We start from the raw sequence: 15,030 nt of genomic DNA, 5'->3' as shown, positions 1-15,030 counted from the left end.
TTAACAAATAGATTCGAACACGAATTGAGCAAATTTTGTTAATAGTTTCGGATGCAGATAAGTATCTTATGAAAAAAATAACAATTTGCGCCTTATTGAGCTGGCCCATTTTTATGACCGCACAGCCTGCAACCTACGTACTAAACGGAAAGTTTACCCGCCAGAATGGACCCGCTAAAGTATACCTGCATAAAATAATCAATGAAAAATTAGTGGTCGATTCCACTGAAACCGTCAACGGGGCATTTCATTTTGAAGGAACGATAGACGGACCCGCACATGCCATGCTGGTGGTAGACCATCATAACGGATGTATGGATGCCAACCAGCTTCCTCCCAACGCCGACCTGAAAATATTCCTGCTCGACCGGGGCGATACCAGGGTAACCGCCACCGATAGCATCAACAGCGCCCGCATCAGTTCCCCCATTGTAGGGGAACTAAAAAACTATAATAGCTACCTGAAAGCCGTGCGTAAACCCATGGAGCGGCTTACCAGAAAATATAACCGGAGCGGCGCCACCCCTGCTGAACAGGCTAAAATCACCCAGGAATACCAGGTGGCCAACGAAGCCAGAAAATTGCTGCAACACAAATACATCGCTGAAAATCCCGATTCCTACTATAGCCTTGTGGCCCTGATAGAAATTGCCGGGATACAAATCAACCCCGATGAAATAGAACCTATTTTCAAAAAACTGTCGGAAAGAGTACGCAGTACCCCCGCCGGTAAAGACTTTGGAGAGGAGATACAACGAGCCAGGAATCTTACCATCGGCTCCGATGCCCCGGATTTTATGGTCCCCGATATCAACGGGAAACCGGTACGTCTCTCCGACTTTAAAGGAAAAGTAGTGCTGCTCGATTTCTGGGCCTCCTGGTGCGAACCCTGCCGCCGCGAACACCAATATATCCGGGATGCCTACAAGGCCTTCAAAGACAAAAATTTTACGGTGATCAGTATCGCCCTCGATCCGCCGGTTGACCGGAAATATATGCTCGAAGCTATTCAGCAGGACAGTCTTACCTGGACAAACCTCTCCGACCCCACCAGAGATAAAAACGACGCCGCTAAAACCTATAGCGTAAAAGCCCTTCCACAAAACTATCTCATCGATTCTACCGGTATGATCTTTAATAAAGACCTGCACGGGGAATCTATCAAACAACAACTCAGTAGCCTTTTACAACCGCAGAATCCGTAAAAAGCCCTACATTTGTCCTTATTAATTATAAATATAATTTATTATAAATATATAATACATGGACAAACAGCCCCTTTTCTGGGCCGCTAATCTAAAACTATTACGGACACGAAAGAAACTCTCACAACAACACCTCTCCGATTTACTGGGACTCAACAGGAATAAAATCACCGCACAGGAAAGCGGTAAAACACGCAATCCACGGATGGAAGACCTGGTACTGATTGCCGGATTCTTCCAGGTAGACATGGACCTGCTCATAAAAACGGATTTGTCGCTGCTCCCGGAGGCCCAGCTGGAAGAACTGGAAACTGGCAAAAAGATAGACCTCACGGGCAGGCATATACGCATTTTGCCCATAACCGTGGATGAACATAACGAAGAAAATATGGAATACGTGCCAGCCAAAGCCAGAGCAGGCTACCGCAGCGGCTTTAGCGACCCGGCATTTATCGCGGCACTGCCTAAATTCACGCTACCGGAATTACCCAGGGGCAAAACCATCCGCATGTTTCCCATCAGCGGCGACTCTATGGAGCCCATTCCCGATGGCAGTCATATCATTGCCCAATACCTGGAAGACTGGTCACACCTGAAAAACAATACCGCCTGTGTACTGATATTGAAAGGCGGAGAGGAAGAAATAGTGTTCAAAGTAGTGGGTAACCACATTAAGCAAAACAGGACGCTGTCGCTTCATTCGCTCAACAGTGCCTACGATACTACTACTGTGCATATCGACGAAATCCTGGAAATATGGACGTTCATAGGATATATCAGTAAACAACTGCCCGAGGCAAAGGCTGTCTGAAAAGATGGTACATAAAGCAATAAAGGAGCAATGCAGCAAAGGAATAATTTTTAAACTGCTTTACTCCTTTGTTGCCTTGCTTGCTACTCCAGCTCTGCGGCACGCCCCGGCGGCAAATACTGCCAGCGTTCCAGCTCTTCCAAATCGCTAATATTTTTAAACACGCCATTGGTAACTAAAATAATACGGTCGCTGGTGGCAATAATATTACGGTAATCGTGATCCGTGATAATAAACCCTTTACTGGCACGGGCAGCCTGGATCAAAGCTACCACCCGCTCTTTCATCAGCGGATCCAATCCATTAAATGGCTCGTCCAATAATATGAATTTGGCAGGAGAATTGACCAGCAACAATATCTCCAGGTAGCGGCATTCCCCACCGGATAAAGTATCCACTTTATGACGGAGATAAGAAGTGATCCAGGCATGTTCCAACAAACACTCCCGCTCTTCCCGGCTATCGGTATACAAACGGATTACTTCCTCTACCGTCAGATTACCCGGTAAAAAATCACGCTGCGGCAAATAAGCCATCAGCCCTTTTGTTTTATACGGCGTATCATACTTTTTGCCGTTTATGCTGACATACTTATGCTCAGCTGCCATGGCGCCAAAAATGATTTTCAGGAAAGTTGACTTGCCGCAACCATTTCTCCCTAAAATACCTACTACCTCCCCGGTATAACAACGCACAAAACAATCAGTTAATATTTCCCAGCTACCAAAGCATTTATATACACTGTCGGCCAACAATTCATTTCTCACCATGGTCCTATATATTTGATAAACTGGTAAACACCCCACAGACCAACGTTTAAAAGATACGATACCCCTACCAACCACGTTTTGGAATAGCCTTTATTATAATAGAAGTAATAACGGGATGCATATCTCAGCTCATAAAAAAATACCGACAACAGGAAACCGCCACTTAACAGCGACAAGAAGAAACCGGTCATATAACCGCTGAAAGTATTCACATTCATCGCATACCCTAATCCCCCCGCAAACAATGAAAAGGGAATATTAAAACTGCTGAGCGATGTATGATAATGAAGTAAAAGTTTCATGTGGCGCATTTACACATTAAATATAAACTACAAAAACATAAAGCAGCAAAGCCGCATAGAAGTTGATAAGTTCCCTGCACCTTTGCTGCTTTATTTCCTGCGTGCCCGCCCTACTTATAACTTTCCCGGAAGGCCTGCAATCCTTGTTCAAATCGGGCCTTCAGCCGTTCGCCATTCGGGCCGTCGCCAGGCATGGCAATATGAAAAAGATTCATCTTATTGCTTTCTTTCAGTTCCCGGCTGCCTTTGTCGCTTTCCGTGATATTTACTACCGCTCCTTCAAACTCCAGTCCTATATAATAGTCATAGAATACGCTCTTTATGGCGCTGATTGGCGCAGTAAGACGGTATAAGGCAAAGCTGTTTTCTACCGGGTACCGGAAAGTAACCGATAAAGTACCATCTTCACTGATCCGGAAACCGGATTCAATTTTAGCACCCTGCTCCGTCAGGTAAGACAGGTGCGGTGGATAAGCCATGGCCGCTTCTTCCAGTATTTTGGTAAACTGGATGGCCGCCTTGGCCCGGCTGCCGGGATTGCTCACATTTTGCTGAGCCGACATCGAAAGGAAGGATCCCATCAATAGGATAAGGAGTAATAGGTAGCGTTGTTTCATAGGTAGGTATTTCGCGTATGTGGTTTTTGAGGATGTAAATATAAAAAAATTACATCATACATTCATTTTATCTCTCGCGCATATCAAAAGCATACAACTGTTTTAGTTTCCACGGACCTTTCTGGTATTGCCACAATCCTATACCGGTGGCTTGTACGGCAAAAGGCTGAAACGACGATTGTAATTTTTCATACAGCTGCTGTGCCTTGAAATCGGTGACTCCATTCATAATGGTAATATGCGGGCGCAAAGGCTGACGGTCGCGCGGAATAAGCCAGGGTTCCCAATGCTGCTGCAATGCCTGGTGCAGCGACAATAGCGTGTTGGCCGTGAGCGTATAGGCCAGGCCGTTAGGATAGCGTTGCAGGCCGCTCACCTGCAGCGAAAAAGGGGTATGAGCGGTAAAGGTGGACAAGGTAGCAGGGATGGCCGGCTCGTCGGGCAGGCAGTAGAATAGACTCAGGTGAGCGTTTACCTGGTTGGCATGGGCGGGATAATATTGCTGGCGCAGCTGGTTAAAGAAGTTGTTGGCGGCGGTATCCAGTTCCAGTGTAACGATCATCTTCATAGCAACGAAGATAAGTAAAAGAGACAGGCTCCGCCTGTCTCTTTCTATTCATTATTTACTGCACGCCCCAGCTCTTATTGGGCCTGGGGCCCATAAACAGCTCCAGTGTGCCACCATCCACCAGCTGCTGGTGGGTAAACGTGGGCTTATTCAAAGGTTGCCCATTGAACTTTGCCTGCTGGATATATTTATTCACAACAGAGCTGTTATGCGCCACTACAGTAAAGTGCTTTTGGTTGGGCAAAGCAATACTTACCTTTTCAAATACGGGGCTGCCGATGGTATATTCCGGGATGCCAGGTGTTACCGGGTAAAATCCCATGGAAGAAAATACGACAAAGGCCGACATACCGCCGCCATCTTCATCGCCGGGAATACCGAAGATATTGTCTTTAAACCAGGCATCGAGTAAAAACCGGATGCGCAGCTGCGTTTTCCAGGGGGCGCCTGCATAGTTATACAGGTAAGGAATATGGAAGCTGGGCTCATTTCCCATAGAGTACTGCCCTACCAGGCCGGTGGCATCGGGAAACTTATTCCAGAAAGTATACCGCGACATGTCCAGCGGTTCGCGGAACAGTTGATCCAGCCGGTTAACGAAGGCCTGCTTCCCTCCCATTAAACCAATCAACCCCGGAATGTCTTGTTGCACCTGCCACAGGTAAGTCCACCCATTATTTTCATCATAATAATCGCGGCCACCCAGGCCACCATCATACTTTACGTTGATGTCGATCCACTCGCCTTTGTCGTCTTTCGGAAGAAAAAATCCTTTGTCGGCATTCCACAGGTTTTTATAATTTTTAGCCCTGGGTGCAAACAGGCGCTGATCATCGGTCTTGTGCAGGTCGCCCGCCAGTTCAGCTACCGCCCAGTCATCGTAGGCGCCGCCCAGCGTCACTGCTACGGCCTGTCGTTTTTCAAAGTCATGTACTTCAGGTACGGTTTCTTTTTCTCCTTTATGCAGGGCGGGAAAATATCCCTTCTCCCTGTATATATCGTCGAGCACTGTTTTGGGGCCATTGCGCCAGGGCAACATGGTGGCCTCGGTAGCATTTTTGCGCATGCCTTCATAGGCCTTCTCAATATTGAATCGCTTCAGCCCTTTCCGCCAGGCATCCAGCATTACCACGGAAGAATGGAACCCATTCATACAGGCATGGTCGCCAAACAACACCGGGAAAGTAGGCATCCAGCCGCTTTGCTCGTACATATGTACATATGATTCCAACATGTCTTCCTCCCTGGCCGGGTTGAGGATCATTCGCAACGGGTGCAAGGCCAGGTAGGTATCCCAGGACCAGTCATCTACGTAAAACGGACGGCTGTCGCGGTGCACCTGTTTATCGAAACCGCTGTAGTATTGTCCATCTTCCGTAATATCCACCGCCCTTTCATAACAACGGTATAAGGCGGTATAAAAAGACCGCTGCTGCGCCAGTGTACCTCCTTTCACCTGTACCTGCGACAGGACCTCTGACCAGGCCTTTTTGCCATTGGCAGCTACGGCATCAAATTCTTTTTTGCTGATCTCTGTTTCATAGTTCTTTTTTGCCTGTTCTGCGCTGATGTAGCTGATACCATACTTAAAAGTCACTTCCCTGGTGGTGGCCGGGAAAGTAATCCAGGCTTTGCTGCCTTTGCCGCTAACGCTGGTATGGTTCGTTAACTGGTCCTGTTCTACTACACCTGGCGTGCCGGCTTCACTGAATACGCCAAACAGGTATATCTTGATGTCACCGTTATAGGTTTCCATGCCGGTAAGCACGTTCCCGGGTAAAAATTGAAAGGCCGATGCCCCCTCATTATATACATCGAGCAAAAGCGACTTGCTTTTGTTTTGCGGGAAACGAAAGCGGTAATACCCTGTTTTCCTGCCGGCAGTAAACTCCACGTTGATCTCGTCGTCGAGCAGCCAGGTAGAATAATACCATGGCTTGTTTACTTCCAGGTTATGGTCATACGCCATCCTGGCTTGCCAGGCTTGCTTTGAAGGCGTTTGTAAGGTGGGCTTGAGTGCAAACACCTGTCCTAAGCGGTGCGATACAATGGTTAAAGGGAAGTTATCGATCTGGTCGTCCATAAAATCTTTCCGCTGTGGTGTAAACCGTATCAGCTGGTTAGGCAGCTGCACGGTGGGCCGGGTAGGTTCCAGCAGTTGTCCTACGTTGCCAATGGTAGGATCTACCAGGTCGATACTTTGCTTAGGTCCGGGAACAGAATCGCGGCAGGCCGCAGTGGCGGCATAGTCCGGCAAGGATACAAAAGGTGTGAGCAGTAAAAGGCTGCACAGCTTCCACGTTACTTTATTCATTCACTATAGTTTATATGCCGAGAGAAATTGCTGTTGGCTGCGCAACGAATTAACAAAATAGTTTAATCATGCACAAGGCATGATTAAACTATTACGGGTCAAATCAGGACACTCAGTAACCCGGATTCTGAGTCCAGCCGGGGCTGAGACTCAGATCACCAAACGGTATCGGGGCCAGGTACCGGGGCCCCGGGTTGGTGAGCGAATTGCTGTTGATCTTATTTTGTTCTGCGGTAGTGCTGCGGGCTGCCAACACTTTGGGCAACAGCTGCAACCGCACAATATCAAACCAGCGTTGACCAAATTCGCCGGCAAACTCGTAGGCTCTTTCATATACTACCGAATCGCGGAAAGCTGCTGCCGGCAAGCCTTGTGTTAAAGGCGGTAACCCGGCACGCTGCCTCACTTCATTTACCGCACTATAGGCTTTGGCAGAAGGATTTCCCTCCGACATAGCGGCCGCTTCTGCATAAGTGAGTAGCGTTTCGGCATAACGGATCACGTCTGTGGTTTTATTGGTGCTGGGCTTAATTTGTATAATGGTGTTGTCTGTTTCCTGTACCCCATCCCCTACGCCATAACGGAACTTCTTATAATAAGGATGCCGGGCATTGGTCAGTGAATTATCCCAATTCACCAGCGTGTACGTTTTATTATCGGCATTACGGAGCTTAATAGTGGTATAAAACGTTTCGTCGGTACGTTTACATTTGGGCGCATTCAGGTAAAAATTGACCTCGGGGTAAAAATCGTCCCAGCCGCCGGAACCATCCAGTGCAGTTTCTTCCAATGGTACACTGGTAGACCCAAAAGAGCGGTTAGGCGCATTACCGCCTACATTAAACTGTATCCCGAAAATGCTTTCCGCATTATTGTTGGTTCTGAACACCTGGAGGTAGTCATCCATCAGTGTGTATTGCCTGGCCTGGATCACCGCATCTGCTTCGGTAGCCGCCAGCGCATAGTTGGCCGTTTGATGGAGGGGCCAACCTGCCATGGTCAGGTATACGTTAGCCAGCAATGCCCTTGCTGCCAGGCTGGTAGCCTTTCCCACATCGGTGCCAGACGACCATTTGGCCGGCAACAATGTAGTGGCCTGTTTCAGGTCGTTCACAATAAATTCATAAATATGCGCTACGTCTGCTCTTGGCGGTACCACAGATATTTCTGCCTGCTTGTCTACAATAGGCACGGCGCCGAAAGTCCTTACCAGCATAAAATAACAGAGGCCCCGCAGGAAATAGGCCTGCCCCGCCGAGTGGTTGCGGGCATCCACACTGTTGGCATCGGTGGTAGGTACCTTTTGGTAATTGAGCAATACGTTGTTGGCCTGGTAAATGGCGCTCCATGGGCCATTCCACTGCGCCTTCAGGCTTTCATTGGTGCTGGTACCTTCCAGCTTGTCGAACTCGCGGAAGTCCTGCTTGTTCAGGCCCTTATCGGTAGTGAGGTCATCTGCTCCAAAATAAGACGTGCTTTTATTGGTAAAGGCCCAGGCGCCGTCTACACTCAGCCGCTGGTAAATAGCGCTCACCGCGGCGTCCAGGTCTTTTTGGGTAGCGAAATAATTGGTAGTAGTTAAATTTCCTTTCGGGTCCTCTGTCAGCTTCACACAGGAGGCCGTTCCCATTACCACCGCTGCCGCCAGGGGCATTAAATATCTCAAGTTCATAATCGTAGTTTTTAGAAAAATGTAATCCTTTGCTTTTCCTTGGTCACTTATAAGCCTAGTCTCAATCCCACCGTATATGTTTTGGGGTTAGGAATAGTGCCCGTTTCCAACCCTTGTGTAATGGCGTTGGTGGCATTGGTTACTTCCGGATCGTACCCGGGGTAGTTGGTGACAGTCCAGATGTTCTGCGCGCTCACGTAAATATCCAGGCTGTTGACATGGATCCTGCTGAGGATCCTCTCCGGGAAAGTATAGGTAAGCGATATGTTTTTCAGCTTAATATAGCTGGCATCATATACCCAACGGCTGCTGGTCAGGAAGCTGTTGCTGGTATAGGTAGGCACGTTAGTTTGATTTTCCGGCGTCCACATATGCAGCACCTCCGTAGACGTTGCATGACGGGCATCTCCCAGCCCGCCGAGGGTATACGGCGTAGTGAAAGAATAGATCTGGTTGCCGTGGGTGCCCTGGAACATTACATTCATGCTCCAGTTGCCGTAGCTGAAATCATTGATAAACCCGAAACCAAACTTCGGGGTACCATTACCTACTACCTGCAAGTCGGCCGACGTATAGGAGTGGCTGTTATCCAGGTCTTCGTACCGGGCATCACCAGGTTTGGCATTATACAAGGCGGCTTCCGCGGCCTGCGCTGTTTTCCAGGTGCCCAGGAATTTATATCCGAAGAAAGAACCCAGCGGCTGCCCCACTTTCAGAATGGCGGCGCCATTTTGTGCGGAGCCTATATTATTGACGATCACATTATCGATACCGCCCAGGTTCAATACCTTATTGCGATTGAAGGAAATATTGAAGTTACTGGTCCATTTGAATTTATTACCAGCTACCGGCATGCCCCCGATACTGAACTCTAATCCCTTATTTTCCAGGCTGCCGAGGTTCTTCTGGTAGTTGCCGCCACCATAATAACTGGCATTGGGAACGTTGTACAGCAGGTCGGTGATCTGGCGGTTATAGGCATCGGCGGTGAAGGTGAGGCGGCCGCGGAACAACTCCGCATCGATCCCTACATCATAGGTGGTATTCTTTTCCCATTGCAGGCTTTGTGATACCGGTGTTCCCAGCGGCGTAGATACAGAAGGCGTGGAGCCGTCGAAATAATAAGCGGGACCACCACTGTTGATCTGCGCAATGGTAGCATAGGCTGGAACGGCCTGGTTACCGGTTTGTCCGTAGCTGGCCCGTAGCTTCAAGCCCGTCACCACGCGCGACTGCTCCATGAAGCGCTCCTTATTGATCACCCAACCCAAGGCCACGGAGGGGAACGTGGAATATTTCTGCGTGAGGTGAGACGAGCCATCGGTACGAACCGCGGCGGTCAACAGGTATTTATCCTTATAGGCATAGTTCACCCTGCCCATATAAGAGATGAGCGCATCTGCCCAGTATCCGCTGGTGGTAAGCTGTGTACCACCCAGACCCAGGTTATAATAGCCGTTATTGTAACTCGACAAATTCTTCGCCTGTGCCTTTACGTTGGTGTTAGTTTTGGAGGCCTGCTCAAACAGGGCAGTTACCGTGAGCGCATGATCGCCAAACCGGTTGGTATAAGTGAGGAAGTTACTGTTTTGCCAGCTGCGGTAACGATTGGTTTCAGCCTGTGCATAGTCATTTTTCACGTTGCCTTCATTGGTTGCCAGGGGGAACACCGACTGGCTCAATTGCGACTGCAGCTCGTAGCTGTTGTTGGACGTAAAGGTGAGGTGATCCAGGATGCGATAAGTGAATATGCCAGTAGCCGTAACGTTGGTGGTGTTTACATCTACCGACCGGTTCATAGCGTTGGCTACCGGGTTATACTGGTTGGAAGCCCGGGGAGAACCAGGGGTATAGTTCCCGCTGGCATCTTTTACCGGCACGGTGGGATCGTATTGATACGCTTGCGCAAATGGATCGGTGATATCGCCGGAGTAGTCCGTATTGTGTGTCTGAGGCAATACGGCGGTGATGTTGACCTTCAGGTTCATCCGGTCGTTGAGCTTTGCATCCATATTGGCTCTCAGGGTATTTCTTTTATACCACTGGTTAATGAGGATACCTGGCTGATCGAGATGATTGTAGGAGAAGAAATATTTCACATTGGCCGATCCGCCGGAAACGCTTACCTGGTAATTCTGGATCCAGGGTTCCTGCGTGATGGCATCCTGCCAATCGGTGCCGGGATTGTTCTGAAAGCCTTTCAGGTCGGCATCGCTGAAGGGAGGCGTAGCGCTGTTATCTTTTGCGAGGGTATATTTATTTACCTGTTCCGCAAATTGAAAGGCGTTCATCAAACTCAGTTTTTTGGGGATGCTGGCTTTGCTGAGCCAGGAGCTGAAGTTGACCCGGGGCTTCCCTTCTTTGCCCGATTGGGTGGTAATGAGCACTACGCCATTGGACCCCCTGGAGCCATAGATGGCAGTAGCGGAAGCGTCTTTCAGGATTTCCACGGAGGCAATGTCGGCGGGACTTACCGATTCAATATTGCCGCCAATGTAACCGTCGATTACATAGAGCGGGTCGTTACCGCCACTCACGGAGCTGGCGCCGCGGATACGTACACTCAGTCCTTTTCCCGGCTGACCGCTGCCGCTTTGCACCGTTACACCGGAGGTAGTGCCCTGCAAGGCCTGCTCTACTCTTACCAGCGGGCGTTTGGCAATGTCTACTGCCTTGATGGAGCTGGTAGCGCCGGTAACATCTCTTTTCTTTTGGGTACCATAACCTACTACTACCACGTCGTTTAAAGAGCGGGGATCAGTTTTCAGCTGCACCGATACCGCACCGTTTCCGGTAACCGGCGCTTCCGCGGTAATGTATCCAATGTAGGAGATGATCAAAACCGGGTTGGATGTTTCCCCGGTATTAACCTGGAATTCGCCCTGGGCATTTGTGGGGCTGGAGATGGTAGTCCCTTTTACCCGTACAGTGGCGCCGGGTAGCGGATGGCCGGTTTCATCCAGCACTTTACCCTTTGTCAACTGCTTTTGAGCATAGGTCTGTAGCAGACCTGATGCAAGGAGCATCAGCAATAGCACTCTTTTCATAACGTGATTGATATTTCGATTGATAAAAAATAATACCCTGCAAGTAAGCTCCAGGGGGCTAACGGCAGCGCTAATAAGGAACTAACAGGAGCATTAATGGAGGCATTTTCTTAATTTTTTTTTGGGAGAGAGATAAGAAGGCGGGCTATTTCGTTGGTCATAAACATCGTCCCGCAGACGCGTGCCCGGGATGGCGTTCCTATATATGGAGGCCGCGGCGCAGGTGTCTGTCACTTAAAGTAAAATATTAAATACAGTGAAAGTTATCTAACAACTAACATTCATAATATGCTAATAACCAATATTTTGAAAAATATCTATTTTATTTCACTTTAACTGACCTGCTATTCCGGTTTCGTTCTTTTCGTAGGCGGGTTCAGGTGGGTACCCGTAAAAAAAATGCCGGTGAACTACCTCACCAGCATGCTATCATTTGTAATAAAAACGGCCTAAGTGCCCAAGACGTGGAATCTTGTCTTATTCATTTGTTACCTGCAAATTAGTAGCCGTCCCTTAATGAAGGCACTAATAAAGCACTAACGCTGGTATTAAAACCGGGAAAATTATTTTTTATTTATCACCGGAGAAGTCGGTGAACACCTGCGGGAACTCTTCTCCGTACATATGGAGGTATTCTTTGGTGAATTTATTGAAGGCTGCTTTTGCCAGTGAATGACGACCGAGGGAAATTAGACTGCTGCATTTGAGTCGCAACGCCTCTTCATTTACCGGGTCAAAGAGGAAGATACTATCAGCTATTTCGATCAGGAACTCGGCATCGGCGGGGAACTGCTCCGCGGCATCGGTCAACATTGTCAGCGCAGCGTTGGAAATCTCCGACTGAATATCTTCCAGCCAGGTGTAATTGGCATCAGGCAGGAAAGCGCCCCGGCGCAGGATACCCAGCAGCTCCCGTACCCGGTCCTTATTGAATGGGCGCGGCGCCTGCAACAGCTGCTGGAAATCGGCCAGGTCCATCCGGATATCGGAAGGCGCATATTGTAAGCTCCAGCGGTCGGCCTCCTTCACAAATGCGCAGGCGCCCAACTTATCCAGGATCGCTTTCAGCTTTACCATATTCACCGAACGGTTATTCTGCGCCTCCTTGTTCGACTTATCGCGCCAAAGGGTGGCATACAGCCTTTCCGATGAAATGCCTTTGCCAGTACGCAGGGTATGAATGCTGATCAGGAGGAACAATTCCTTCAACAACGGCGTAAAGAATTTGGTAACGTCCTGCCCTTCTTTATCCTGTACTTCAAATGGCCCGAAGAAAAAGATATGTCCCCGTTTATCAGGTTCGGGTAATAACTCCATTTCCGGCTCCGGTAGAGGCTCCGGCATCACTACCTTCTCTCCCGGTGCTGTCACCACAGGCTGCACCGTAACCGGCTGCCGGCGACGGGCTTTCCACCACCATACCAGCAGTCCCAAGACCGGCAGCGCCAGTAAATAGTACCAACGGAATGGCGATGATACTGGCAAAGCCGCATCGGTTGTGAGCAATTCCGGCGGAAACTCCAGCGTATATACCTTCACGGTAGTCACGTTATCTTTCGACGTATACAGGGTTACCGCCACCAGTTGCTTACTGTCTTTACAATAATAGAGATCGGCGAATGACTTGATGTCGTGAAAAGAATAGGGAATAGTCCCCGCCAGCGGTGTATACCCGGGTATTTCCAGCGACCCGCGAATCAGCTGTAACGTAGTATTGAATTTGTCGTCGGGGAAAATCAGCGCATACCAGGTTTTATGGTCGGTATCAAGTACCAGGCTGTTGGCAAAGCAAAATTGTGTGGGCGGGTCGGGCAACTGGTATATTTTATGAAACGCCCGGTCCTTTACCACGTACCGCACCAGGTCGTAGTAATGGCGGGGGTTCACCACCTGGTTACCGCTGTTACTGCCATATCCTCCCAGCACATAGGTGGTATCGCCATTGGGCGTGGCGCCTGCCGCCGCCAGGTAACGTGGCGTCATCCGCTCGCCGGTAGTAGCAACGGAATCCCATTGTTTATCGGCAAACCGGTACCGCTGTACTTTGTTTTTATATTGTAATTGTCCGTATCCCAGCAATACATACAGGGAGGAGTCGGTACGGGATACGAACTTATTGGCCTGCCAGAAAACCGTGAGCAGGTCTGGCGCATAGCTCACATCCCATTTGCGGGCTACCGTATCATAGGTGCCTGCTTTCTGATGATCTATATAATAATTATACAGGCGATGATTAAAAGGATTGAATACCGACTGGTTGCCTGGCATGAGAGAATCCAGTGGCTGTGATAATTTCAGGGCTTGTTTCAACTCCTGCTTAAACGAGATGTCATACAGGGAGTCGCGCGACACCACATACAGTACTTCGTTGTCCCGATCGAAAGCCACACTGGGGTTACCGTTTATTTCCCAGCTTTGCAGCATGCGCCATTGCCGGTGTTTAGGCCCAATCCAGTCGGCATTCCGGATGGCAGCCTTTTTCCCGGCTATCACGTCCACGGCTATCTGCCCATCATTTTCCGACAGGGGCCACTTGTATTTAACCTGTCCTTCCTCACTTACCTGGATATCCCGGAGGTTCATTGGCGGAATATCTACTGTTTGAAACCCCTCGTAGGTGTTGGTGCCAAAAAACACGTGCATACACGTACCCGCGGGTAATTTCACGGGGCCATGGGCAATGGTGCGGCCATTGACCGAAACAGCAGCCTGGCGGCCCGTCACATCAAATGCAATCCCGATACGGGTCCACTGGCCAAACAGGGCAGCGGAATCCACCACGAAAGCGGTGGAATAATTTTCGCCGATCAGGAAGTTAAAAGTGCGTTCTTTCTGGTTGTATACCAGGTCTATATTCTGGTGACTATCCGTAATGATGCGCACTACATAGCCAAAGTATGTTTCTTTATAAGGGAGAAAATTGAGGTCGAACGACAGCGAGGTATTCTTTTTAATACACAGTGAACCGGTGGAGGTAAGATCCAGCGAGGTACGTTTTTCCTGTACTGCTTCATGGCTGGAAAAGCGAAGTCCATAAGACTGCGCATAATCAGCAGGTATAAAAAGAAGAACAGATAAGGACAGTAAAAGGATAAATTTCCACATACTCCGCTAAAGGCTAAAATAACTAACGATTCAATAATAAACTGATCCGGGCTTCGTGGAATATACAAATAATTAGTGTTTTTCTATACACTAATAATCAATCACAAATGTAGAAAGTACCCGTAAAATGTAGGAGATGTTACTTTATAAAATGGTGCACCAGCAGCTCCCACTCTTCCTGCAGGGAGCAGGCAGGACGTTTTTCTCCGGCCTGGCGGTACCAATAGTCCGCGTTGCCAAGGTCGCCCTCCACCCGGTGTAAGTAGGCATGCACACGAGCGGCAGTCGTTCCGGGCAAATCGTCGACCAGGTCGTGGGCCCTGGCCCAATCACCTTTGCCATCGTACCATAATGATTCCAGGAACACAGAAATATGTTCCGGTGGACGCGCCTGTTGCAAGGATTGCTTAAACTGATTAAAATCCATCTTATAATTTTACCTGCCTGTGAATATCCCCCTCAAATATACGGCAGCGGGATACAAATTGTCAATGCCGGGCTTGCTGTTAATATTAAATTAGCGCTTAAGGAGGCACATCGTTTCTTTTATGTGTTTATCCTATATAATTCCCGCTTCCCTGGTTTCCGGGAAAAATTTTCTCGCGTACCCATGGCATAA

General features: G+C 48.8%; 11 protein-coding genes. 2 read left to right on the top strand and 9 right to left on the bottom strand.

Annotated elements, in window-relative coordinates:
• Positions 1–68: 68 nt before the first annotated feature.
• A complete protein-coding gene (locus tag FHW36_RS25250; RefSeq protein WP_145673287.1) occupies positions 69–1,205 on the top strand; it encodes a TlpA disulfide reductase family protein in 1,137 nt (378 codons plus the stop codon).
• 58 nt (positions 1,206–1,263) lie between these two features.
• Positions 1,264–2,016, top strand: coding sequence for an XRE family transcriptional regulator (locus FHW36_RS25245; protein WP_145673285.1), 753 nt, complete (start codon positions 1,264–1,266; stop codon positions 2,014–2,016).
• An 83-nt stretch (positions 2,017–2,099) separates the two neighbouring features.
• On the opposite strand, the gene FHW36_RS25240 is transcribed toward FHW36_RS25245, so the two are convergent.
• From FHW36_RS25240 to FHW36_RS25200, 9 genes are all read right to left on the bottom strand, one after another.
• Entirely contained in the window at positions 2,100–2,786 is a 687-nt protein-coding gene (locus FHW36_RS25240; protein ID WP_145673283.1) for an ATP-binding cassette domain-containing protein, read from the bottom strand.
• Entirely contained in the window at positions 2,780–3,088 is a 309-nt protein-coding gene (locus FHW36_RS25235; protein ID WP_145673281.1) for a hypothetical protein, read from the bottom strand. The genes FHW36_RS25240 and FHW36_RS25235 overlap by 7 nt, the downstream gene beginning before the upstream one ends.
• Before the next feature lie 110 nt (positions 3,089–3,198).
• Entirely contained in the window at positions 3,199–3,705 is a 507-nt protein-coding gene (locus FHW36_RS25230; RefSeq protein WP_145673279.1) for a hypothetical protein, read from the bottom strand.
• Positions 3,706–3,772: 67 nt separating this feature from the next.
• Positions 3,773–4,273: a 2'-5' RNA ligase family protein gene (locus FHW36_RS25225; RefSeq protein WP_145673277.1), complete on the bottom strand. Its 501-nt coding sequence runs from the start codon at positions 4,271–4,273 to the stop codon at positions 3,773–3,775.
• A 55-nt stretch (positions 4,274–4,328) separates the two neighbouring features.
• Positions 4,329–6,587 carry a GH92 family glycosyl hydrolase gene (locus FHW36_RS25220; RefSeq protein ID WP_145673275.1) on the bottom strand — a complete coding sequence of 753 codons (2,259 nt, stop codon included), beginning with the start codon at positions 6,585–6,587 and terminating at the stop codon, positions 4,329–4,331.
• A 112-nt stretch (positions 6,588–6,699) separates the two neighbouring features.
• Positions 6,700–8,259, bottom strand: coding sequence for a RagB/SusD family nutrient uptake outer membrane protein (locus FHW36_RS25215; RefSeq protein ID WP_145673273.1), 1,560 nt, complete (start codon positions 8,257–8,259; stop codon positions 6,700–6,702).
• Positions 8,260–8,306: 47 nt separating this feature from the next.
• The gene (locus FHW36_RS25210) at positions 8,307–11,306 is read right to left on the bottom strand and encodes a SusC/RagA family TonB-linked outer membrane protein (RefSeq protein ID WP_145673271.1); all 3,000 of its coding nucleotides are present in this window, start codon (positions 11,304–11,306) and stop codon (positions 8,307–8,309) included.
• A 570-nt stretch (positions 11,307–11,876) separates the two neighbouring features.
• Positions 11,877–14,411, bottom strand: coding sequence for a galactose oxidase (locus tag FHW36_RS25205; protein ID WP_145673269.1), 2,535 nt, complete (start codon positions 14,409–14,411; stop codon positions 11,877–11,879).
• Positions 14,412–14,550: 139 nt separating this feature from the next.
• Positions 14,551–14,838 carry a hypothetical protein gene (locus FHW36_RS25200; protein ID WP_145673267.1) on the bottom strand — a complete coding sequence of 96 codons (288 nt, stop codon included), beginning with the start codon at positions 14,836–14,838 and terminating at the stop codon, positions 14,551–14,553.
• Positions 14,839–15,030 lie beyond the last annotated feature (192 nt).

The sequence above is a fragment of the Chitinophaga polysaccharea genome (genome assembly GCF_007829335.1).
GTDB lineage: Bacteria > Bacteroidota > Bacteroidia > Chitinophagales > Chitinophagaceae > Chitinophaga > Chitinophaga polysaccharea_B.
The sequence above is the reverse complement of the archived record's forward strand: the minus strand, read 5'-3'. Positions and strand labels throughout refer to the sequence as shown.

Excerpts from the sequence above, each read along its gene's own strand:
- FHW36_RS25215 (WP_145673273.1), bottom strand. The coding sequence starts at position 8,259 with ATGAACTTGAGATATTTAATGCCCCTGGCGGCAGCGGTGGTAATGGGA.
- FHW36_RS25235 (WP_145673281.1), bottom strand. The coding sequence starts at position 3,088 with ATGAAACTTTTACTTCATTATCATACATCGCTCAGCAGTTTTAATATT.
- FHW36_RS25240 (WP_145673283.1), bottom strand. The coding sequence starts at position 2,786 with ATGGTGAGAAATGAATTGTTGGCCGACAGTGTATATAAATGCTTTGGT.
- FHW36_RS25225 (WP_145673277.1), bottom strand. The coding sequence starts at position 4,273 with ATGAAGATGATCGTTACACTGGAACTGGATACCGCCGCCAACAACTTC.
- FHW36_RS25200 (WP_145673267.1), bottom strand. The coding sequence starts at position 14,838 with ATGGATTTTAATCAGTTTAAGCAATCCTTGCAACAGGCGCGTCCACCG.
- FHW36_RS25230 (WP_145673279.1), bottom strand. The coding sequence starts at position 3,705 with ATGAAACAACGCTACCTATTACTCCTTATCCTATTGATGGGATCCTTC.
- FHW36_RS25220 (WP_145673275.1), bottom strand. The coding sequence starts at position 6,587 with ATGAATAAAGTAACGTGGAAGCTGTGCAGCCTTTTACTGCTCACACCT.
- FHW36_RS25250 (WP_145673287.1), top strand. The coding sequence starts at position 69 with ATGAAAAAAATAACAATTTGCGCCTTATTGAGCTGGCCCATTTTTATG.
- FHW36_RS25210 (WP_145673271.1), bottom strand. The coding sequence starts at position 11,306 with ATGAAAAGAGTGCTATTGCTGATGCTCCTTGCATCAGGTCTGCTACAG.
- FHW36_RS25205 (WP_145673269.1), bottom strand. The coding sequence starts at position 14,411 with ATGTGGAAATTTATCCTTTTACTGTCCTTATCTGTTCTTCTTTTTATA.
- FHW36_RS25245 (WP_145673285.1), top strand. The coding sequence starts at position 1,264 with ATGGACAAACAGCCCCTTTTCTGGGCCGCTAATCTAAAACTATTACGG.